This window comes from Streptomyces sp. NPDC087440, assembly GCF_044744005.1.
GTDB lineage: Bacteria > Actinomycetota > Actinomycetes > Streptomycetales > Streptomycetaceae > Streptomyces.
In genome coordinates, this window is the sequence record NZ_JBIUXN010000027.1 from 49077 (window position 1) to 70588 (window position 21512).

The following is a 21512-nucleotide window of genomic DNA, read 5'->3' on the forward strand; positions in this document are numbered from 1 at the left end:
GCCGCCGTACCCCCGCCGTCACGAATGCGGCCGCGACAAGGGCACGGACGGTGCTTCCTGGGCTGGCGGGGAGCTAGCTGCTGCCGCGATGTGGCTGCTGCCGGTGGGGGTCGCAAGGCTTGGTGCGGGTCTCGCTGTGGCTGGACGTCCGCCTGCGGACCGTTTCCGGTACTACCAGCCACCGCCGAGACGCGCGCGAAGGCCCCGGTGGTCCGGCTCGCCGACGGCCAGGAGGGGGTCCAGCCTAGGTGAGCCCAAAAGGGGCAGGGGGATGAGGAGCACCAGGCGCCGACGGACGCTGAGGGCCACGGCGGTGGGACGTGGACCAGGTCGCCGCCCTCGGTCGCTGGGCGACTTCGGCCCGGGGGCGGACAAACTGGTGCCGGTCGTGGCGCCCGCACCGACCGGCACCCAGTGGCCCCAGGACCGTCCTCGTGCCCACGGCCAGATGACGGCGCGTGACTTCCGCCTGCGGAGATCTCTGCGCGCGTCGGTTCATCCGGTGGTGCGGAGACGCACCGCGGTATCGGCAACGGTTTCGGCGAGGTCGCGGTCGGTGTACCAGCCGACGGGCAGTCCGTCAGTGCTGTCGATGACGGCGTACCGCAGCAGGCGCCCGAGATGGCGCATGTTGTCCTGTGGCCGGTCCTCTACGTAGTAGCGGGGCGGGCGCTCCTCGGGGCCGCCGAGCCGCGCGAAACGGTCGGCGATGGCGGCCGAGGGGTCGGGCCGGGACGTCGGGAGCGCGCCGCGACGGACCTCGGGCATGGGGAGGTCCTCGTGGGTGACGCCCAGGGCCTGCAGTTCTTCGGGGAGCGCTCCCAGCCGGCGGCCGATGATGTAGGCGTTCTGCTCGTCGTTGCTGCCGACGGCGCGGTTGCCGAGCTGGACGTACGCGTCGAGGAGCGTGTCGAGGGCGTGCCGTTCGGCCTCCGCGTCCTGTGCGGTGCGAGCTTCCTGGACGCGAGCGGCGAGCGGGGCGGTCTTCGCGGCAAACGAGTACGACACGGCGGGCCTCCTACCCACGTCGGCAGGCGAGGAAGCGCCACGCTACTACCGTGACAAGAGTTCTGGATAACGGGCCAGGGCCCCGTTCCGTTGCTGCGCGCGCCGTGAGGCGCGGGACAGGCCGGGGGGCCGAGGGCCAGCATCTAAGGCAGGGGGTGCCCTGGCCCGTTATCCAAAGAATCATGAAACAGTCCTGCGGGGCCGTCTCACCTGGGTGTTCACCCGTTTCACTTCGCTCTCGGCGGCGGTGTGCCGTACGAGCAGGACTCCGCGTCGGCGCCCGGTGCGCACCACGGTGGTCAGGGCCTTGCCCGGCAGGCCCTGCGCGCGGACGCACTCAGCCACCTGCGGCATCGCCACCCACTCTTCGTACGGCAGGCTCAACAGCACTTTGTCGATCACGGCGAGGTGCGGAGCCGGGGGAGGGGGAGCAGCGGACGGCATCGGGTTTCCTTGGCATCACGGGATCGGCTGTATTCCGGCCAGGACCGGAGGCCGGGCGGGAGCACAGATTACGGTACAGCGATGCGACTTGAGTGTGTGGAATTTGTGCATGGACTCTGTGGAGCCCCCCGTTATGCTGCCTGGGCGCCACAGCGGAACTCGATCATCCGTGATCCAGTCGGGTCGCTGGTCTGTCTGGTCCCGCTTAACTGGCGCACATAATCGGCACTTGGGGGGAAACCGAGCCGTGACTGAAACCGCAGAAACCGTTGACCAGCTCATAGCCCGTGCGGCGGCCGGCGGGCCGGACGCGAGCGCCGCCATGAGCGCCTGCTACCAACAACTGCACTCCACCGTCTACGGATGGGTACGCCAGTCCGTCTACGACGCGCACACCGCCGAGGACCTGGCCCAGGAAGTGTGGATCAAGGTCGCGCAGAACGTGGCCCGCTACCGGCCCGGCACGAACTTCATGGCCTGGCTGAACACCATCACGAAGAACACGGTCATCGACCACCTGCGCACCGTCCAGCGGCGCCCCGCAGAGGTGTTGCACGCCGACCACCTCGCGCTCGACCAGCCCCGGCCGGGGCTGACGCCCCACCAGCACGCAGAGCGAAAGGCGCTTTCCCTGGCCATTGCTGCTCAGATGGATAAACTCCGCCCGGAACAGGGACAATGCCTCCGGCTTCGCTTCTTCACGGGTTGTACTCCGGCACATACTGCTCAGATCATGGGCAAGACGGAGGGCGCCGTTAGAACGCTGACGGTACGTTCTCTGCGCAGGCTCGCCCAGGTGCTCCCCGACGGAGATTCCTCGGCCGACCTGGTGGAGGAGCTGCTGACGATGGCGGTGGGCAGGGGGAGAGTTGATGGTGTTCGGGTGGAATCCAGAGAGACAAGGGCGCAGCATGTTGCGACGCGCTGACCAGGCATCGGAGCGTCTGGAGCGAGCCCTCGACGGGGGACCGGTCCCGCACGACCAGGAAACCCGCCGGGCGCTGGCCGCGGCGGGTGCACTCGCCCCCTTCCACCGGCGCAGCCCGGCCCGCATCCAGGCCACCCACGACGCCATGCTCCAGGCCTTCGAGCGGGCCGCGCACCCTGCCCAGGCCCGTAGCGACGCCGGCAGCAACGACGGCCTGGAGCAGACACAGCTTCACCGCCGGGAGGTGGCCCTGCCCAACGGCGGGCGCCTGGTGGTGTCGGACCTGGAGGAGATCGACGCCGCACGCCTGGAGGAGGCAGCCGAGCAGTTCGCCGCGGCCCTGGAGCGCAGGTCGAAAGACCGCCTGCTGTGAGCGGGGCTATACCCCGCCTCGACATCATGGTCGACGACTGGCCCGTCGACGGCGGGTTCACCGTGCACAACGGCATCACGACCCTGTTCCTGCGCCCGCAGAGCATCGGATCCGCCATCGAGCACGTCCTCAACGTCGTACCCGCCATCTCCCGTGAGGACGCCGAGCGCCTCGTGCGCGAGAAGTGCCCGGAGTTCAAGGACCTCGACGACCTGCTGGGGTTCACCGAGCCCCCGATGCCCCCGGTGGACCTGCCCACGCCCGTACCGCCCGCTGCGGTTCCGCCACCCCGCCCGCGTAGAAGGCTTCGGGGCAAGGCCCTCGTGGCGGCCGCGCTGCTGCCCACGCTCGCAGCGGGCTGGATCGTCGGCCGCTACGCAGACTTCAACATCAGCCTGCCCGGTGCCGGCGCGGCCACCGCCCCCGACACCGCCTCCGGCCTGAAGCCGGAAACGCCCTACGAGGACTCGACGTTCACGTACTTCTCCGGGGCGGGCAAGATCGACTGCAAGCCCATCAGCGCCCTTGAGGCCGAGTGCACGGACTCCGACGGCATGGTGATGGCCTCCAAGGCGGCTACCGGCCCCGACTCGACGATCTTCACATTCTCGTACGGGCACGAACGCATCGGCCTGCGGATCTTCCACGACCAGAAGTACGCCCAGACCTGGGCGCGCCAGGAAGGCACCACGGAGCTGTACCCGCAGATCAAGGTTCACGGCCGGTACGTGCTGTGGGGCACCGACGCACAACGAATCAAGGAGTACAGCGACCTCCTTGACGAGGAGGACCACACAGGCGGGCATGACCGCGCCTTCGGCTCCGCCTTGCCGCCGCGCCTTGCGGCTCTGGCCCTGGGCACGCTGGGCCTCAACGCCACGGACGTGCACCAGATCATGGCCGCTCCCGCGAGCGCTCCCAGCGCCGCGCCCGTCGTGTCAGCCGCGCGGCTGATCCTGGGCCTCAGCACAGCATCCGCGTACGAGGGGCACGGAGAAGCGGACATCGTGGCCCTTGCCGCAGGGATCCAGCCCGACCCGGGCTCCCCCTCGAACTCGAACAAGGAGACAACGGGCCACCACGAGAATCACGAGATTCCGCCGGTGACCCCGCCGGTCATTCCGCCGGTCATTCCGCCGGTGACCCCGCCGGTCACTCCGCCCGTCACTCCGCCGGTCACTCCGCCGGTCACTCCGCCGGTGACCCCGCCGGTCACTCCGCCCGTCACTCCGCCGGTCACTCCGCCGGTGACCCCGCCGGTCACTCCGCCCGTCACCCCGCCCGTCACCCCGCCGGTCACTCCGCCGGTCACTCCGCCGGTGACCCCGCCGGTCACTCCGCCGGTGACCCCGCCCGTCACCCCGCCGGTGACGGAACCCACGACCCCGCCGACGGCGGAACCTTCCCCCGACCCAGAGGGTGGGCTCCCCGGTGAACTCCCGCCTGCCGACGACGTCCTGGTCGAGCAAGAGGTCCTTCTCCTCGCCTCCGCGTGGACCGTGCGGACGCAGCCGATCTAGACCTCGTTGAGCCGATTCAGAACGGCGGGCGGGGCGCATCCGCCGTCCACGGATCGCCAGCGACCGGTCCCGTGTCGGCCGTGGACGGGCGTGTGGTTCCGGAGGCCTTGGTGACCTGTGCTGTCGCGTTCTTGAGGCTCACGCCGACCTCGTCGACGTCGAGTTCGTACACCGTGCGCCGTGTTCCCTCCCTGTCTTCGTAGGAGCGCTGCTTGAGGCGGCCCTGTACGAGGACGCGGGTGCCTCGGGACATGGACTCCGCCACGTTTTCCGCCATCTGCCGCCAGACGGTGCAGGTGAGGAAGAGGCCTTCGCCGTCCTTCCACTCGTTGGTTTGCTTGTCGAAGACGCGGGGTGTGGACGCGACGCGGAACTTTGCGACCGGTGCTCCGGACGGGGTGAAGCGCAGTTCGGGGTCGTCGACGAGATTGCCGACGACCGTGATGACGGTCTCGCCTGCCATGGCCGGTTGGCCTTTCGGTGAGGGGTCGCCCCGCGTGCAGCGGGGCGACCGGGGGGGGTTAGGAGAAGAGGAGCTGCCAGGTGCGCGGGCCGGGGAGCCCGTCCGCGTCTCCGCGGAGCTCGGCGCGGGAGCGCTGGAAGTCCCTGACGTTGTCGCGGTCGGCGTCAGTCCAACGCGGGCCGGGGCCGCTCACGTAGTGCTTGCCGAAGTTCTTGCGGACGAGTTGCTGGCCCAGGAGCGCGATGTGAGCGTTGGTCTTCCCCGGTCCGAACCGGTCGGCGCCGGGGAACGGCGGTACAGGCTTCGGCTTCTGGCCGCCGTTGCCGGTGCTGCCCTTCGCCTTGGCCTTCGCCAGGTCCAGGAGACGCTGGATCGGGATGTTTCCCGGGTCGCCGTGGTTATTCTCCGGGGCGTGGAGGTGGCCGCAGATGCCCTTGAAGGCGTTCCATTCGGAGAAGGTCATCCGGGCGGTGGTGTTGCCGTACGAGGAGGGGTAGGCAGGCCATTCGGTGGGGGCGACGAGCGGGATTCCGTTGTTCTTGTGCTGCCAGGCGAAGAAGACCGCGAGGTCGTCGAGAGCCCAGTCCGGGGCCGCGGGCCAGTAGATGTAGTCGATGCCGGCCTTGAGCTTCCCCCACGTCAGGCGGTGCTTCGGGTCGCAGGTGCCGATCAGTTCGAGCTGGATGACGTTGTTCGTGTTCGTCTCCACGCCGCCGGGCTGGTTGACCAGGGCGCGGGCGCTGCGGTCGAAAGCGAAGTGCTGCACCCACTCCAGGCGCTTCTGCGGGATGTTGGGCCTGGCGGTGATGTTGGGGGCGGAGCTGCCGTTGCCGTACGAGACCAGGGTGGGGCCCTCGGTGGTGTGTACGACGAGGGCGTTGGGGTCCATCAGGTCGCCGGTGTACTGGTCGCCGTACCAGTGGCTTCCGCGGGTGGCACCCGGGTAGAGGGTGGTGGTCATGTGGTGGTCCTCCGGTGCTGGAGAGCAGGGAGGGGGCACCGTGCCGGGTGGAAGTCCTTAACGTCGCGCCGTGGGCGGGAGTCGGTCCGATCCGCCCAGTCTTCTCGGTGTACTGCGGTAATCTCGGATCCGAGCATGTGGCACACCGCGCGGCATCGGCGCGGTTGAGAACTCGGCGCGGCGTCGAGGTGAGGATCAGGACGAGAACGGCACCCGTGTGTCCGCAACCGAGCGGGATGCCCGTACCCCTGTACCCGTGCAGCCAGGAGATCCCATGCCGCTCAACGATGCCCGCAACGAACCCGGATACGTTTGCGGACGGATCATCGCGAGCTTCGAGTTGATTGCCGCGCAGGACGGCAAAATGCTCCCCAGGAACGATCTGAACTTGTCGGCCACTGCCCCGAAGTACACCATCCCGCGCCTGCGGGCCGGGGTCGTTTGCAAGGCCCTCGCTCACATGCGCCCGCGGGATCGCCGACGTGTCGAGGCCTTCGAGGAGCACCTCTCCAGCCTGTTCGAGATGCTCGACAGCATCCCGGAACGGCTCGACCAGACGCAGCGGATGCAGTACGTCCTCGGGGAGGCGCACCAGAAGGTTGTCGGTCTGCCTCCTTACGGGCCAATCAGGGGTCGATGAACTCGGCTTCGACGACGTTGCCGGGTTCGAGTTCCGGCGGGTACTCCACGGCGAACAGCGTCTTGTCGAGACGCTCGGCGACGGCCAGGAGGTCGACCGGCTGCTCGTTGGCGGTGGAGGCCTGGCCGAGACCGGTGATTTCGACGGCGAGCACGGCGTCCTTGCCGTAGTGCTCGCGGTGTTGGCGTTCCAGGTACCAGGCGTCGGCGCGCCAGTCGGGGGCGGTGCGGTCCTCTGTGGTCTCTTCGACGATTTCGCTGGTGGCCGGGTCGCGGAATCTGCGGGTGGTGACCTTGGTGACGATTCCGCCATCCGCTACGCGCCTGATGTTCGCCATGGCGCGGGCGGCGGCCGTGGCTCTGGCGGTGCGGACTTTCTCGTACAGGGCGACGTACTCGTCTTCCGTAGGCCGGGGGGCTCCACCGGATTCCCGGGACTCCGCTTCCGCGCGGCCGCGCGCCATCCACCCGAGGAAGCTGGAGCGGGAGATACCTGCCATCTCCGCGGCGATCTCGACGGCGACGCCGGTGCGCGAGGCCGCGACGAGGCGGGCTTCGACCTCGTCGGAGAGCAGGCGGGGGCGTCCGGCGGCGGCGTGCGGCCGGCGTGCCTTGCGGCGGGTAGGGGGCATGGTCGGCCTCGGGGGAAGGGTTAGCGGCCGTCGGCGAAGTGGTGGCCGCAGGCCGGGCAGGTGGAGTGTGCGGCGCGGCCTTCGTCGTCGGGGCTGAGTGGGTGGTCCTCGTCGGGCAGATGGAGGGTGGCCTGCTCGCCTTCGCGTTCCCCGCCGGGCAGGGTCTCGGGGTCGACTTGGCGCAGCAGTTTGTCGAGTTCGTCGTGGGGGATGGCCAGGGAGTCGAAGAGCTCGGCGTCCCCGGTGGCCAGGTCTTCCAGGACGGCGGCGAACTCGCGTGGGTCCCAGCCTCCCTCGCCCGGAAGTCGGTTGAGCTTGATGGCCAGGGCTTCGGCTTCGGCGTCGCTGCGGGAGGACCAGCCGCGCAGGAGCGGGACGAGCCATCCGGCGTCCTCGTCCAGGACGACACCGTTCGGGGGCTGCATGCCGCGGCTCTGCATCTCGATGAGGGCCTCGCGGCGGCCGTGGCCGTGCAGGACGCACTGGGTGCGTTCGTCGGCAACGGGGATCTCGACCAGGCCGTGCCTCTCGATGGAGGCGATGAGGAGTTCGAGCTCGTGGCGCTTGGGGTTGCGTGGTGCCGGAGTGAGGTCGGTGAGCGGTACGTAGGTGATGTACCGCGGGGCGGTGATCGTCTCGGTCACTGCGGGCTGTTCCTCTCCGGGGTGCGGGTGGCCGGCGGCGGGGGAGGACTGCGAGCCCGCGGACTCCTACCGCGGCGTCCCGCCTCGCGTGCGGGACATGCCGTCATGGCCGGTCCTGGCCCCCGTCGCCGGTCCGGTCCGCCTTCGTTCCGGATGGGGCGGGCCGGGGTCCTGCGGGGCTTCCGGTGACGTCGCCGGAGGATGCAGAACCACCGGGGAACGTAGGGCGGGTTGGTGTTTGCGTCACCTTCCCGCTGGCGTCTCATCGCTGTACTATTTGTGGCGGCTGGGGAGAGCGACCCAGCTTCCCGGGCCTAGGTGTAACAAAAATCGCTGGCTGTCGTACTACCTACGACGCCCGTGAACGCCCCGCCCGGACGACCCACATCCCGGGCGGCGTCCCGGGGCAGGAAGGAACACCAAGATGTCGATCGACGGCACCCCGGACGAACAACTGCAGAACGAGGAGCCGCTGACCCAGGTGGGTCTGCTTGGCGCCCTTGCCCGCCTGGCGAACGAGCGGACCACCTCGGTCTTCACCCCGCACCTCGACGCCCCCAAGGCGCGGCTGGTGAAGGCGTACGCGGAGGACGGGCAGCCGGGTGTGGTCGTCAAGGTCGGCGGTGAAGTCGTGGGCAAGTACACGGTGAACACGAGCAAGCCCAAGATCGTCGTCGACGAGGAGAACGAAGAGGCCCTCGACGCGTACGCCGAGCAGCACGAAGGCATCGAGGTCATCATCCGCCGCAACCCTGTGTGGGAGGAGGCGCTCCTCAAGCACTGCACACGGGACGACGAGACCGGCGAGATCGTCGACACCCGGACCGGGGAAGTGGTGCCCGGCCTCAAGTACGAGAGCGGCGGCAAGGCCACCGGCAACATCACCTTCACCTGGGCGGAGAAGGAAGTGGGCCGCAACCGGCTGCTCCAGGCCTGGCAGCGCGGGGAGTTGGACCACATGCTGACCGGCGTGCCGGAGCTCATGGCGGGCGCGAGGCCCGCGGCAGAGAACGCGTAGCACCAGACCGCACCAGGGGCTGGCCACACGCACGGCCGCACCCACTGCCGAGGGACACCACATGCACACCCGCACCACCCCGCTCGGACCAGCACTTGCCACTGGCATATCCGATCGCGCGTTCCGGCTCTACTCCGTCCTGGTCCTGACCACCTCCGGCGGCCAATGGGTCACGATCCCCGAACTCGCTGCGGCTTGCCGTCTGAAGCCCTACGAGGCCCGGCCCGCGCTCTCCGAACTCCGCAAGGCCGACATGGTCGAGGCCGACCGCCGGTACGTGACCGGCGACACCGGCCGCAAGACGTGGCGCACGTACATCCGCCTGCCCGAGGACACCGCCAGCGTGTTCGCTCCCGACCACGCCGAGGCCACCGCATGAGCATCTCCAACCGCGCCGCTGTCCGCGTCAACAGGCGTGGGCACTACGTGCACATCGAATCCTCCACGGCCCGCGACGTGTCGGTCAGTTACCGTGCTCTGGGGTTGCTGACGTACCTCCTGGACCAGCGCGACGACTGGCAAGTGCGTTCCGAGCAGCTCTCCCAGCCCGAGGCCCGTGAGAGTCGCGACGCTGTCCGTAAGACGCTGCGGGAACTGGCGGCCGCCGGGTACTACCGGCTCGAACGGCGACGCTTCCGAGACGGGAAGCAGGCGATGGGCACGGCCGTCTCCGAATTCTCCGTCCCCCAGTGGGTGGCCGACCACGTCACGTTCGGCGGTAAACCGATCCCGGTCGTTGAACAGAGCGACGGAACCTTCAAGGTGCTCTACCGCGACGGGTCTCTGGGCCCCGACGGGTTCGAGCCGGGCCCGGACAACAGCCCGCCTCCCGGCCTCGAACTCCCCGAGGAAGACGACTCCCCGGAGGACGAGCCGGCCGCCCCCGCCCCCAAGCCCGCCCGGAAGTCGCCCGCCAGGAAGCGCACAGCGGCGAAGACGAGCGGAAAGCCCGCCGCTGCGCAGGACGATGCGGCCGCGGCGGAGAAGAAGATGCTGGACGACGCTGCTGAAGCTGTTGCGTCGTGGTGGTGGGCCGACGCCGAACAGAAGCTGGGTGTGTACGTAGGGAAGAAGAACGGCTACGTCGCGATGCGCCAGCAGGTCAAAGCTGCGCTGGCCAAGGGCTACACCCAGCAGGAGTGTGCGCTCGCCCTGCGACACGCGCGCCAGCACTGGCCGAGCAGCCAGCAGTGGCAGACCGCCCTCGGCGTGGTCACCAAGAACATCGCGCCGCAACGCGGCAGGCCCGTCGTCGCGTACAGCGACTCGGCCACGTGGGGTGCGACCCCGGACACCCCCACGCCTCCGGCCGACAACAACGTCACCTTCGGCCTGCTCGCCGACTGACCCCCAGAGGAGCATGACCCATGTCGGTCGACACTGCCTTCGCCTCCCTTGCCCCGGGGCGCGAGCCGAAGCGCCTGTTCGAGGTGACCGGGCGAATCCTGGAGGCCTTGGAGCGTGGCGGCGCGGACCTTACCCAGCTCGGCGTGCCCGCCGGGCCGGAACCCGAGCACGGACTCTGGGAGGACGTGTCCGTCCCGCAGACACGCACGCGCATGAACATCTGGACGAACAGCATGCGGGAGGCCGCCCACGACGAGTACCTCCGGTGGCGGTTCGAGGACCTGGCACCGGAACAGGGAAAGACCGTCCTGCGCGACTGGATGAGGTCGCTGCTCGATGCGAAGCGCCAGAAGGCCCGGCCCGAAGTCCTGAACCTGATCGTGCCCGGCAACATCGGGAGCGGGAAGACCACGGCGCTCGCCGCACTCGGCAACGAGGCCAGCGAACAGGGCCTGGTCGTCCGGTTCGTCAAGCACGCCACGTACCTGACGTGGCGCCGGCCGGACGGAGGACCCAACGACCTGACGTCCTACTCCGTCCGTAAGCGGCACGTCGAAGCGGATCTCCTCATCGTCGACGAGTTGTGCGGCGAAATGGACGGGCTGGCCACGGAATTCGTACGCCGCGAAACCATCGACCTTGTGGACTCGCGCCTCGCCGCCGGACGTGCCACCGCCTTCTCGACCAACCTCAAGAGCCGCAGCACACCCAAGAGCCCGGCACCCGGGGTCGCAGACATCCTCGGGGACCGGCTGTTGTCCCGGATCGAGGCCCGCGCCCACCTGCTGAAGATCATCGGCCCTGACCGGCGGAAGCCGAAGGCCCCTCTCGACTGGTAGCCGTACGGGCCCGTCCGGGGGTTCGTACGGGCAGTTCTGACCGCACATCAGCAGAGTCACCCGGCACACGCGAACCAAGACGCTATATCGTTTGGTCGACTCGGAAGGCCATGAGCATACGCCGACCGAGGAGACCCAAACGGAAGGAACAGCGCCTTGTTGATGTCCCGTCATACCCACAAGGGCGGTGGGCCACGGCTCACCGGCACCTCCGAAGTACCACCCCTCAGCGGCTGGGAACGCTTCGGTGCCACCCTGGTCGCCCTGGGGGGTGCCGCCGTCGGCGCGCTGGGGTTCTACGCCTCGTTCGACGCAGTCTCCGACGCCGCCGCATCCTGGGGCTTCAGCGACCCCTGGGTCGTCCCCACCGCCATCGACTCGGCCATCCCCGTCTTCACGGGGGCGTACCTGTTCCTGATCCGCATGGGCATGCCGCTCGCATGGGCGCGGTTCGTCCCCTGGGCCCTGAGTCTGATCTCCTGCGCGCTGAACGTCGCGGCCGGCGACACCCTGTGGTCGAAGGTTGCGCACGGCGCCATGTCGCTCCTGTGGGTCGGCGTCTCCGAAATCGCCGCGCACATCTACGCCTCCCGGATCGGAGCGGTCACCGGGCGCCGTCGGATGGAGAAGGTGCGGTGGTCCCGCTGGCTCCTCGACCCGCTCTCCACCTTCCTGCTGTGGCGGCGCATGAAGGTGTGGGAACTCACCTCCTACGACGACGTCCTCAACCTGGAGCAGGACCGCGTCGTCTACAAGGCGCAGCTCCAGACCAAGTTCGGCAGGAACTGGAAGAGGAAGGCACCGGTGACCGCGCTGCTGCCGCTGCGCCTCGCCAGCCAGGGCGTCCCCCTCACCGAAACCGGCGCAGCAGGACTGCGCGCCGCGGGCATCGAGCCGCTGCCCAGGTTCATCCCGCTCGCACTGCCGTCTCCTGCCACGCCCGTCCCGGCGGCCGCTCGCCTCAAGCCCCGCGCGGTCACGGCTGCGGTTCCCGCACAGGCAGCAACGGTTGCTGACCCGCCCGCGGCCGCGGTGGAGCCTCCTGCGGCTGGCGGCGCGGCTGCGCACTCCCCGGAGCTGCCCAAGTGGAAGACCCAGCAGGAGCTGTACGCCATCATCAAGTGGGTGTTGGACAACGGTCACCGTGAGCTGTTCGACGGCCCTCTCACCGGCATCAGCATCGCGAACGTCCTGGGGCAGAGCGAAGGCAACGGCCGCAAGGTCCGCACCCGCCTCATCAAGGAGTACGCCGCGGAGCGGGGGGTGGATCTCCCGTCGCGGGCTTCCACCGAGGAAGTGTTCGCCGCCTTCCGCGAAAAGACCCGGGAGCCCGTTCCCTCGTAAGACATCCCTGTCCTTCTACCTGCGCGCCAGCGGCGGGCTCCACCTGGAGCCCGCCGCTGGCATGATCGGACCCTTCCATGACCCCGGAGAACCTGGCCCGGATCACTGCGGCCCGTGCCGCCCGCGACATCTCCGACCTCGCCCGGCAGGCCGTCGCCGCCGCGGCCGCGGACATGCCCCCGGAGGAACGGCTCCAGGCCGTACGGAGGCTTCGCCAGTTGGCCAACGAACTCGTCGACGTCACCGTCCTTGCCGAGGCCTTGGCCGGTACGCCCTGGACGGACACAGCGCACGCGCTTGGCCGCCAGGATCCGGACACCGTCGAGGCGGAGTACGAGGAATCCGTCGCGGAGTGGCGTGCCCTCCCACCAGAGGCCTTGAGTGCGGCGGCCGCGGGTACCGAGGGGCTCGACCACTGGTACGCCCGGCACCGCGAGGACCACGACCCCGACGTCGAAACCCCTGTGTCGGATCTCCTCAACAGCCTTTGACCGCACCCTTCATCGGGATAGAATAGTACAGCGATGCGACAGCGAGCTTAAGGGTTCCGCCGTCGCATCCTTCCCCGGGAGAGCACCCGGGGCCCCGAACCGAAGGACACACCGATGCCTGGAACCCTCGCGCCTCAGCGCGACCGCACGTCGAGAAAGCCGACAGGACTTCCTAACCCGCCACTCATCCTCTTGACCGGGCCGGAACTGACCGGCAAGAGCTACGAAGGCGCGCGCGGTTCGGCCTCGAACCTCATCGGAATGACGTACTGGATCCAGATCGGCGGCAGTGGGGGCACCGCCGACTACTACGGCCGTGTGGACGGAGCACGGTACGAGATCGTCCCGCACGACGGTTCCTACCAGGACATCGTCGACGCGATTCGGTGGGCCATCGCCCAACCCACCGCCAACGGCAAGCCGAACATGATCGTTCTCGACTCGATGACGTCCCTGTGGGACCTCCTCAGTGACGAACAGGCCATCTACGCCCGGCAGCGCGCCCTCCGCAAGGCGCAGGACAACCGGCGCCGCCCGCCGGGCCTGGACGAACCGGTCGTCGTGGACGCCGACCTCTGGAGCCGAGCGAAGGAACGGTGGGGCGAGGTCCTGTGGTTGCTGCGCCGGCACTCGGGCCCCTGCTTGCTCATCGCCCGCCAGGAGATCGTCACCGCGTTCGAAAACGACAAACCGACCCGCGACACCACCCGAAAAATCAAGGCGGAGAAGAACCTCCCTTCCGCCGTCGACGCCGTCGTGGAACTGCACGCCCTGGGCGAGGCCTTCGTGACGGGAGTTCGGACACTGCACTGGGACATCGAACCGGGTGAGACCAGACGGTTCGAGAACTTCAGCGTGGACGTCCTGCTGCGACGGCTCGGCTTCGAGGAAGCGGTCACCGCACGGTCGGCCAGCGAGGTCCGCCCCGCCGCCTACCTCACGGAACAGGAACCGGCCGTCCCTCAACCCCAACCCGACGACGCACCCCGGTTGACCGGCGTCGACGCCGCAGCACTGATCCGGCGGGCAGTGCAGGACGAGAACCCGAAGGACGCTCTCGAAGCCGTACGCACGGAGTGGGGCACCCGCACCCTGGCCGCCATCGAGACCCGCACCAAGTGGGGCCGGATGAGCGCGGCCGACCTGATCACCAAATCCCTTGAGTACGCCGAGGAGCGAGCCAAGGAGACCGGCCAACAAGAGGACCATGAGGACGCCGGGAAGACGGTCGGCCCCGGAGTCGGACAGCCGCCGGGACAAGATGCCCACGGCTCAGTCGGGCCCCGGAGTCAGGCACCGACTGGCCCCGCGTCCGCGGTGCCCGAGCCGACGGAGGAGGAAGGGGCACCGCCCCCTCCGGACCCGCAGGCCGATGGGCGCCCTCCCGAGGGCGAGATACCCGAGGACCTCAGCGAGGCAGAGGAGTCTCAGACACGCCCCTCCGCCGCAGCAGCCGGACGCCGCCGAACCAGAAACGAGGAGCGCGCCTACAAGACGCTCATGGACGAAGCGAACATCCAGGCACGCCTCCTCTCCCTTACTGTCGGTGAACATCTGGGACCGATCTCCGCGGAGGGCGACCCCGAGCTGACCACCTTGAGGGACTACCTGCAGCGCCGCCGCCCGAAGGTGATCAAGGGCCTGGGAGAAGCGGGGCAGCAGGAACTCGCCGAGGCCTACCGCACCGCGCGCATACCGGACGTGTCCCTGCCGAAGACGTTCGCCGCGTACTTCGCCGAGCTTCCCGACATGACGGGCGGAGCCGGGGGCCGCGCGCCCAACCCGGACGTCGCAGCCTGATCCGCCCGCGGCGCGCTCAGCCCCGAGCAAGCGCGCCGGCGAGCGCGCCGCGCCACAGGTCTCGGCGCGCTCACCGCGGCCGCGCCCCGAACCGGCTGCACCGCGCTTCCCCCCGCGCGCGGCAGCGCGCCTTCCCGCGCGGACCGTCGCGCGCGTACGAAGCGCGCGGCGCGCCTTCGGCTGAAGCGGCGCGCGCGCCCAGCCGATCAACCAGGCGCCCCTACCCGATGCCGGCGCGCTGGGGTGATGGTCATCATGCCGCGCGCCCGCTGGCTGGTGGTGCACTCGACCGCGCTCCAGGGTCTTCAACCCGCGCGCCTGGTGCCGCGCGCCACAATCCCCGGATCGCACAGCAGAAGGCCTCTACCTGCACTTCTTCAGGCGCGCGGCGCGAGGGGGCGCGCCCGCGCGCGCTCAGCCAGAGAGGCACAGTCGTAGCTCCCAGACGCGCGCGCCCGATAGCGCGCCGAGGTGCAGCGAGAGGGGCCGCGCCCTGAACGCGCGCTTCCCCAGAACGGCGCGCGCTTCATCTGACCGGGCGCGGCCGCGGGGCGCGCCATGGGCGCGGGCACGGGGACGGCGAAGGGCGCGCCCATGGCGCGCCCTTCGGTGATCAGTCCTCCTGCGCGGCGCGCTCTACCGCGCGCTCCGACGGACATCGCGCGCATCGCGGCGCGCCTGCTTCTTGTCGGCGCGCGCGCCTTCGCGGACCTGACGCACGAGCGCCACGAGTTCCTCGGGGTGCGCCTGGCCCAGAAGCCTGAGCGCGTGCTGGCGGGGGTTGGGCGCGCTCGGCATCTGACCCAGGCGCGCCTCCGCGTACTGCACGGCGAACCGCAGCAGGCGCGCTTCGGACTCCACCTTCTCGCGGAACTGCGCGACGCGCGCCGCGCCCGCCGTACGGCTTTCGCCGGGTTCCGCCGACAGGAATCGGGCTGGCTCCTCGACCATCAGACGACAGAGCGTCTCCGCCCGCGCCGCTACTCTCGGTGATCGATAGGCCAGGGCGAGAATGCGACGCGGAACGGGCCCTCCAGGATCCGCTTCGCGGACGAACGCCGACCAGCGGCGGGTGAAGGTCTCCTCGTCGAGTGCGGCAAGCACCTTCGCCTCCTCGTGGGCCAGGTCGTCCACGACGAACTGGAGCGGGGGCATCGCGGCTGCGAGCTGCGCGCGGAAAGGAGCGATACGGGCCTGCTGCTCACGCTTGCTCTCTCCCTCCTGCCGGGGGAGGTACGTGCGGGCGAGCCGCATGGCGTCCTCCAGCGCGTCGAGCGTGCGCACCGCCAAGACCGGAGATTCCAACGCCGGACCCTGTACCTCGCGGGGGCAGCGCCGATCGGTGGCCCCCGTCACGTACGCGACGACGGTGTCCCGGAAGGCTTCGAAGCTCATCGCGTTCAGCCGGTCGATCTCGACCGTGAGGTCCTGCTGCGCTTCAGGCACGCGAGGGACCCTCCTTGCTCGGGCAGGGGTTCGTTGCTCTCGAACCGGATGTGTACCAGGGGGAATGCACAGCGAGGTGACCGTACGCTGCTGCGTGTGCCGGTTCATCGCAAGAGCAGGCGCTCCCCGGCCCCGAGCGCTCTACACGCGCCCGGTGGTCTCGATGCTGGTCCGTCAGGCCCCAGGCGGAAGGAACACCGCAGTGCATACGCCAACCTGACGGGCAATCTCAACGCAGTGCGACACCTTGCGGTGCGCTCGTACGGCCACCTCGCTGCCGATGGTACCCGCCGATCAGATGCCGGTCGGGCCGGGCGGGCTCTACTCGGCCTGCTTGGCGTCCTTGCGGGTCGTCACGCCCTCGATGAGCGGGGCCAGGGCGGTCGGCTTCCACAGGAGGTCGTACGACGTCTGCGCCGCGGCGAGGACGGCGAGGAACGTCGCGGTGAGCTGCCCGCTCTGGAACTGCTGCCAGCCGCCGACGGTAGCGACGGTGGCGACGCCGGCGATGAGCGCGGCAACCATGGCCACGGCCTGCTTCTGCTGGGCCGACCAGCGTGGGCGCTGAACGATCGCGGTGAGCAGCGGCAGGAGGGCGCCGACTCCGGCGCCGGTGGTGAGGAGCTGCATCGTGGAGGAGGACATGGGATTCCCGTCTGTTGGTGGTGAGACGGGGGGACTGTGCGGTAGTGGCGGGGCTTGTGTCGCGCCCCAGCAGGTGGCGGCCCGTCAGCGATGTTCCGGGTCGAGGACGTCGGCCGCGATCTCCCCTGGCGGCTCCGGGGCAGGACGACCCAGCGCGACGGAGAGCGCGCTGCGCAGGTCCTGGATGTAGGCAACCGCTGACGCCTTCCACTTGCGCCACTGCCGCTGTTCCTCCTGAAGCACTTCGACCTTGCGCTCCAAGTCGATCTGCCGGGCTTCGAGGTGGACGACCCGCTCCAGGGTCTGGGCGTTGACGGCGCGCTGCTGTTCCAGCAGCCCGGAGAAGCCCTCCGTGACCGCGGTGAACTGCTGAGCTCCGGCTGTTGCGGCGTCGGTCTCGTTCTTCTTCTTGGCCTGCCGGTACATCATCCAGGCGCCGCCCAAGGCGCCGAGCATCCCGAGGAGCGGGGCGATTACGGGAGCCAGCGAGACGAGACCATCCACTGGTACTCCCTCAGTCGATCCGGATATGGGGTGCGCGGGAACCGGGCCCGTTCGTGGGTTCGGGCCGCGGCTCCCCGCAGGAGCACACGGTGCACGACACCAGCGCTACCGTCGCGTGCTCAACGTTGGCCGTGGGGATCAGGCAGTCGGCGGTGTCACGTTCGCGGCGATGTCCCACGCAGCGCGGACGGCGGCCAGGAGGTGGTCGTCGGTGACGGATCTCTCCGCAGTGGCTAGGTCGGCAGGGGTGTATCCGAGGGCGGCGGCGGTGAGGACGGCGGGGTCGGTGGCGATCGTGGCGACCCGGGGGCTCGGGCTGGAGCTCGGGCTCCCGTCGCCGGAGTTGAGGGTTGCTCGGGCCACGGCGACCCGCAGGGGATTGCCATGCGTCGTCCCGGGCTCGTCGAGGACTTCGCGGGCCACCAGGAGGTAGGCGACGCGGACCCGGTCGGCAAAGACCGTGCTGCCAATCAGAGCGTCGTGGATTTCGTGCAGGGACAGGCTGGCCATCAGGGGACCTCCAAGGGGGAACGGGAGTTGGTCGGGTGGCGGGAGGGGGCTACCAGCCCTCGATGAGGCGCTGGGCGAGGTAGGGGCTGAAGTCGCCGGCCTTGACGTCCGGGCCGACACCGCACTTTCCGTCGGAGTCGCCGGGGACCTTGATCCACAGCAGGTACTCGGCGCCGCCCGCCCCGATGGAGGAGGGGGCCCCGAGGCGGCGTCCGGCTGGGTTGCAGTAGTCGACGTGCTGCCCGGCCGTGTCCATGGCGCCGTGACCATTACGGCTGGTGTCCACGACGAACTTGCAGCCGGGTATGCCGAGACGGGTGAGCTCTTGGACGACTTGCTGCCCGTAGGCGCACGAGATGTCGCTCGCGTCGAAGTTGGCGACGGCGATGGCGAATCCCTTCGCGCTCGCGATGCCCGCCTTCTGGAGGCGGAGCGCCATGTCGACGGGCTTGAGCCAGGTGGCGTTGCCGCCGTCGAGGTAGACGCGGGCGAGCGGGCGCGCGGCGAGGACCTGGGCGGCGTGCTTGACGAGCTCGTACCGCTCGGCGCGGTTCGCCTGGGGGAGGTACTCAGCCTGGGCAAGGGAGTCCGGCTCTACGACGACCAGGGCGGGCCGGTCTCCGATTCCCGCGGCAAAGGCGTTGATCCACTGGCGGTACAGGTCGGCGGACTTCATGCCGCCGCTGCTCTCTCCGTTGTTGTCGCGCAGGTACATGGCGTACGCCACGATGATCGGGAGCTGTCCGGCGTCGGCGGCCGCGGTGACGTAGGACCGCACGTTCGCCTCGACGTCGGCGATCTTGTTCCAGTCGCCGAACCAGTGCGCGCCCGGCTGACTCACCAAGGACCGCTCGATCATCGGCGCCCGGACGTCGCCCCGGTTGGCGCGCAACCACTTCGCCGCGTTCGAGTCGGGGTCGGTGTAGAACCCTTCGCGGACGGTGCACGTCGTGAGCCGGACCTCGGTCACGGTCACCGTGACCGACGATTCCTGGCCGATCTGGAAGGTGAGTTGGCCCTTGGGGGTGCTCATCGGGGAGACGAAGGGCATCACGAAGGTGGTGTCGACGGTGCCGAGTGTGACGAGGCGTTCCTCGGCCGGTGTCCACGGTTCCTGTCCCAGACCGACCGCGACCCGCATCGCCACTCCGGCCCGCGAGGCGCGGGCGGTGAAGCTCAGCGTGTAGGCGGCGCCCGCGCGGAGGGTGATGCCGTCCTGGCCGAAGACCGCGTCGTAGAGGTTCAGGGCGTCCGTGCTGGCGGTCGCGAGCCCCCCGGTGGGCGGGTCCGCGGCGAGGGTGACCATGGCCGGGTTGCCCGCCCACCAGCCGGTCGTCCCGGCGGTGAAGCTGCCGTTGTTGATCAGGTCGCCGTATATCGGCATCGCGGGTTCCTTACTTGGTGTACTTGACGCGGAGCTTGGGCGGGTAGGTCTCGGTGGCTCCGCGGGCGCTGCCGTAGTACGTGCGGTTGGTCGTGTTGGGGTCCAGGGCGATGCCCCGCCACTTGGTGGAATCGAACACGGAGGTGATATCAACCCATTTACCCTCATTGCGTTTCCACTTGACGGCCTTGCCCTCGGCATCGGCGCTGAACCGTGCCGGGCGGCTGGCGTGGGCGTGGGCCTTGATGAGCGCGGTCCCGCCGGCGGCGTAGTACCAGTGATCGAAGTAGAGGTAGACCTCAGCGCGCTCGATCTTGGCTCCGGCGAGGTCCGTGGCGAGCGTGGCCGGGAACCCGATCAGCGAGGCCTGCACGCCGTTCGCGGCGCTGTAGTACCCCTGCATGGCCTGGGCTTTGTAGTAGGCGTTGTAGCCGCCACGGTTTGCGTACGACGCGGACCACGATGCGTTGTACGTCTTGGTGTACGTGCGCGTCGGCCTGGCCGAGCTGCCCCCGCCGTCGTTGTAGCCGCCGCCCTCGGGGACGTGGGCGCCCACGTCCTCGATGTAGAAGACGCCCAGTCGGCTGTCGGCGCCGAAGAGGTTCACGCTGCCCGCGGTCGTGGCGAAGGTGACGAGGATGTGGTTGGCGACGCCTACGGTGAAGCTGCTGCTGGGCTTCACCGTCTCCATGCGGACGGTCTCCCATCCGGCTGAGGAAAGGTGGTGCGCCTTCTCGTACACGATCGGGGAGCTGATGGTGGGGCGGTTCTCCCCGCCGTTGCGGAAGCGCAGCCAGAGCTCGGGCCCGGCCACCGTCGGGTCCGCGAGGCACTCCATGACCAGGCGGTACATGCGGCCCGCTTCCGGCTCGAAGGCCAGTTCGACGTACCCCATTTCGGGGCCGGTGCTGGTGCGGGCGGTGGCCATGTAGTCGATGGCGACGATGCCGCGCGGGGGGTTGCCGAGCAGTGCGCCGACGGGCTCACCGCCCACCATCAGCGTCCCGGCGACCGCGAGGTCGGCGAACCCGGCGGCCCCGTCCGTGTCGATCGTCGCCACGGACTTCCCGGCGTTGCGCAGGGTGAGGTACTGCGGGGACCCGGTCACGAGGCTGACGGCCTCCTGGCCGGTGTCGTCGTACAGCCGCAGCCCATTGGGGCCGACCTCCGCGTGCGCGCCGCCGGTGACCCTGCCGAAGATCGGGTGGCATTCCGCGTTGTCGAAGACGACCCACCCGCTGGTGGCGGCGCTCACCTCGATGAACAGGACGGCCTGGGTGGCGCCCTGGGGGGAGGTGACCTGACTGGTGATGCGCTGCCACTGCCGCGGCATGGGGGCGGAGGTTTCGGCGGCGCTGTACCCGAGGATCGCGTCGTTGCTGTCCTCCCAGCGGACCAGGATTTTCACGGCCTCGGCGACAAGGTCGGCGCTGGGCAGGATGTCGACACCCAGCGCGAATTGGGTGCCGGGGAGGATCGGGGCCTTGGTCAGCGGGAGCGTGAAGTACGCGGGGACAGGTGAGGTGCATTCGACCTGGACGCCGACGCCGACACGGTGCCCGGGGGCCAGCGACCAGGGGGCGCCCGCCGCGGCGACGAGGTTCGCCGCGGCGGCGGACTCGAAGGAGGGGTCGGGGATCAGGTTGGTGCCCTGGCCGACGGCTATCTGTTCCGGTCGTACCGAGCCCACCGACAGGTGGGTGGCGTTGACCGCGCCTGCCGCGATCTTCCCGGCGGTCACCGAGCCCGCGGCGAGCTGGTCGGAGACCACCGAGAGGGCCTTGATCTCCCGGCCCGTGATCGCCCCCGCCTTGATGTGGGTGGCGTCGATGACACCGGCCTGAATGTGGTTCGCCTCGATGGCGCCGGCCGCGATCTCGCGCGCCCGGACGGCCCCGGCGTCGATCTTCCCCGCGACGATCGCGTTCGCGGCCAGGAGGTTCGCTCCGATCGTCCCGGCGACGATCTTCGAGCCCGCGACGGAGGCATCCTTGAGCCACACCGCGAGGTCCAGCAGGGCGGACAGGTCGGGGCCGTCGACCATCCGGGGTGTGCCGGCCACCGCGGCGGACGGCACACCGGTCACCTCGGCGACGTTGACGCCGACGAGCCGGATGTACTGGCTGGCGTAGCTGGTCGTGCCGATCGTGACGGTGGCCCCGGCGGGGTTGCTCATGGTTGCGACGATCGTCGTCGGTGAAGGCGTGAAGTCGGCCGTCGCCCCGAGGTGGACCTGGACGCGGACGAAGTCGAGCGGTCCGCTGTCGGCGTCCTCCCACCGGCCGTCCCACGTCACCAGGAGCCCGGCCAGGACCGGGGCGACGACCGGGTCGGTGGGCTGGGGCGGGGGCGGGGCGTTGTGGTGGACGACGCCGACCGTGCCGTCGTACTGGGTGCCGATCGTGGTGCGCAGGTCGCCGTTGTCGTCGTACACCTCCAGGAGGCCGCCCTCGATGGACGCGCCGTTGAGCTGGTTGGTCATCTCCAGGGCGCGCAGGCGTGATTCGAGGTCGGCGAACAGCGCGGCGAATTCCTTGGCGGACTCGCGGTCGTCGAGACCGAAGTTGGACAC

General features: G+C 69.7%; 22 protein-coding genes and 1 pseudogene. 11 read left to right on the top strand and 12 right to left on the bottom strand.

Annotated elements, in window-relative coordinates:
• Positions 1-495: 495 nt before the first annotated feature.
• On the bottom strand, positions 496-1008 hold the full coding sequence (locus ACIO3O_RS37125) for a hypothetical protein (RefSeq protein WP_401753589.1): 513 nt from the start codon (positions 1006-1008) through the stop codon (positions 496-498).
• 180 nt (positions 1009-1188) lie between these two features.
• Entirely contained in the window at positions 1189-1452 is a 264-nt protein-coding gene (locus tag ACIO3O_RS37130) for a hypothetical protein (RefSeq protein ID WP_401753591.1), read from the bottom strand.
• A gap of 247 nt (positions 1453-1699) precedes the next feature.
• Between ACIO3O_RS37130 and ACIO3O_RS37135 the strand changes: the two genes are divergently transcribed.
• Genes ACIO3O_RS37135 through ACIO3O_RS37145 form a run of 3 tightly spaced genes read left to right on the top strand, consistent with a single transcriptional unit; the run spans position 1700 to position 4273 of the window.
• Positions 1700-2380, top strand: coding sequence for an RNA polymerase sigma factor (locus tag ACIO3O_RS37135; protein WP_401753593.1), 681 nt, complete (start codon positions 1700-1702; stop codon positions 2378-2380).
• Positions 2364-2753 carry a hypothetical protein gene (locus tag ACIO3O_RS37140; protein ID WP_401753595.1) on the top strand — a complete coding sequence of 130 codons (390 nt, stop codon included), beginning with the start codon at positions 2364-2366 and terminating at the stop codon, positions 2751-2753. Before ACIO3O_RS37135 ends, ACIO3O_RS37140 begins: the two co-directional genes overlap by 17 nt.
• The gene (locus ACIO3O_RS37145) at positions 2750-4273 is read left to right on the top strand and encodes a hypothetical protein (protein ID WP_401753597.1); all 1524 of its coding nucleotides are present in this window, start codon (positions 2750-2752) and stop codon (positions 4271-4273) included. Before ACIO3O_RS37140 ends, ACIO3O_RS37145 begins: the two co-directional genes overlap by 4 nt.
• Positions 4274-4370: 97 nt before the next feature.
• On the opposite strand, the pseudogene ACIO3O_RS37150 reads toward ACIO3O_RS37145, so the two are convergent.
• Together ACIO3O_RS37150 and ACIO3O_RS37155 are read right to left on the bottom strand one after the other, a co-directional pair.
• Positions 4371-4736: pseudogene (locus ACIO3O_RS37150) on the bottom strand (single-stranded DNA-binding protein); the annotation flags it as partial.
• 58 nt (positions 4737-4794) lie between these two features.
• The gene (locus ACIO3O_RS37155) at positions 4795-5697 is read right to left on the bottom strand and encodes a peptidoglycan-binding protein (protein WP_401753599.1); all 903 of its coding nucleotides are present in this window, start codon (positions 5695-5697) and stop codon (positions 4795-4797) included.
• A 274-nt stretch (positions 5698-5971) separates the two neighbouring features.
• On the opposite strand from ACIO3O_RS37155, the gene ACIO3O_RS37160 reads away from it, so the two are divergent.
• Positions 5972-6337 carry a hypothetical protein gene (locus tag ACIO3O_RS37160; RefSeq protein ID WP_401753601.1) on the top strand — a complete coding sequence of 122 codons (366 nt, stop codon included), beginning with the start codon at positions 5972-5974 and terminating at the stop codon, positions 6335-6337.
• Here ACIO3O_RS37160 and ACIO3O_RS37165 read toward each other — a convergent pair.
• Together ACIO3O_RS37165 and ACIO3O_RS37170 are read right to left on the bottom strand one after the other, a co-directional pair.
• The gene (locus ACIO3O_RS37165; protein WP_401753603.1) at positions 6324-6968 is read right to left on the bottom strand and encodes a hypothetical protein; all 645 of its coding nucleotides are present in this window, start codon (positions 6966-6968) and stop codon (positions 6324-6326) included. The two genes, ACIO3O_RS37160 and ACIO3O_RS37165, sit on opposite strands and share 14 nt — an antisense overlap.
• A gap of 20 nt (positions 6969-6988) precedes the next feature.
• The gene (locus ACIO3O_RS37170; protein WP_401753605.1) at positions 6989-7612 is read right to left on the bottom strand and encodes a ParB N-terminal domain-containing protein; all 624 of its coding nucleotides are present in this window, start codon (positions 7610-7612) and stop codon (positions 6989-6991) included.
• Between the two features lie 424 nt (positions 7613-8036).
• Here ACIO3O_RS37170 and ACIO3O_RS37175 point away from each other — a divergent pair, with 424 nt between their 5' ends.
• From ACIO3O_RS37175 to ACIO3O_RS37205, 7 genes are all read left to right on the top strand, one after another.
• Complete coding sequence (locus tag ACIO3O_RS37175; RefSeq protein WP_401753607.1) at positions 8037-8630, top strand: hypothetical protein; 594 nt, start codon at positions 8037-8039, stop codon at positions 8628-8630.
• 61 nt (positions 8631-8691) lie between these two features.
• The gene (locus tag ACIO3O_RS37180; protein ID WP_401753609.1) at positions 8692-9009 is read left to right on the top strand and encodes a hypothetical protein; all 318 of its coding nucleotides are present in this window, start codon (positions 8692-8694) and stop codon (positions 9007-9009) included.
• On the top strand, positions 9006-9977 hold the full coding sequence (locus ACIO3O_RS37185) for a hypothetical protein (protein ID WP_401753611.1): 972 nt from the start codon (positions 9006-9008) through the stop codon (positions 9975-9977). The genes ACIO3O_RS37180 and ACIO3O_RS37185 overlap by 4 nt, the downstream gene beginning before the upstream one ends.
• Positions 9978-9997: 20 nt before the next feature.
• Positions 9998-10816, top strand: a complete 819-nt coding sequence (locus ACIO3O_RS37190; protein ID WP_401753613.1) for a hypothetical protein — start codon at positions 9998-10000, stop codon at positions 10814-10816.
• A gap of 162 nt (positions 10817-10978) precedes the next feature.
• The gene (locus ACIO3O_RS37195; protein ID WP_401753615.1) at positions 10979-12160 is read left to right on the top strand and encodes a DUF2637 domain-containing protein; all 1182 of its coding nucleotides are present in this window, start codon (positions 10979-10981) and stop codon (positions 12158-12160) included.
• Between the two features lie 77 nt (positions 12161-12237).
• The gene (locus ACIO3O_RS37200) at positions 12238-12651 is read left to right on the top strand and encodes a hypothetical protein (RefSeq protein WP_401753617.1); all 414 of its coding nucleotides are present in this window, start codon (positions 12238-12240) and stop codon (positions 12649-12651) included.
• 261 nt (positions 12652-12912) lie between these two features.
• Positions 12913-14451, top strand: coding sequence for a hypothetical protein (locus ACIO3O_RS37205; RefSeq protein WP_401753619.1), 1539 nt, complete (start codon positions 12913-12915; stop codon positions 14449-14451).
• A 636-nt stretch (positions 14452-15087) separates the two neighbouring features.
• Here the strand turns inward: ACIO3O_RS37205 and ACIO3O_RS37210 are convergent.
• The 6 genes from ACIO3O_RS37210 to ACIO3O_RS37235 form a co-directional block, all read right to left on the bottom strand.
• Positions 15088-15897 (bottom strand): hypothetical protein, encoded by an 810-nt coding sequence (locus ACIO3O_RS37210; RefSeq protein ID WP_401753621.1) that lies wholly within the window; start codon positions 15895-15897, stop codon positions 15088-15090.
• 321 nt (positions 15898-16218) lie between these two features.
• Positions 16219-16542, bottom strand: a complete 324-nt coding sequence (locus ACIO3O_RS37215) for a hypothetical protein (protein WP_401753623.1) — start codon at positions 16540-16542, stop codon at positions 16219-16221.
• Positions 16543-16626: 84 nt separating this feature from the next.
• Entirely contained in the window at positions 16627-17046 is a 420-nt protein-coding gene (locus ACIO3O_RS37220) for a hypothetical protein (RefSeq protein WP_401753625.1), read from the bottom strand.
• A gap of 138 nt (positions 17047-17184) precedes the next feature.
• Positions 17185-17556, bottom strand: a complete 372-nt coding sequence (locus tag ACIO3O_RS37225) for a hypothetical protein (protein WP_401753626.1) — start codon at positions 17554-17556, stop codon at positions 17185-17187.
• Between the two features lie 49 nt (positions 17557-17605).
• Entirely contained in the window at positions 17606-18940 is a 1335-nt protein-coding gene (locus ACIO3O_RS37230) for a glycoside hydrolase family 6 protein (protein ID WP_401753628.1), read from the bottom strand.
• Between the two features lie 10 nt (positions 18941-18950).
• Positions 18951-21512 carry a hypothetical protein gene (locus ACIO3O_RS37235; protein WP_401753630.1) on the bottom strand — a complete coding sequence of 854 codons (2562 nt, stop codon included), beginning with the start codon at positions 21510-21512 and terminating at the stop codon, positions 18951-18953.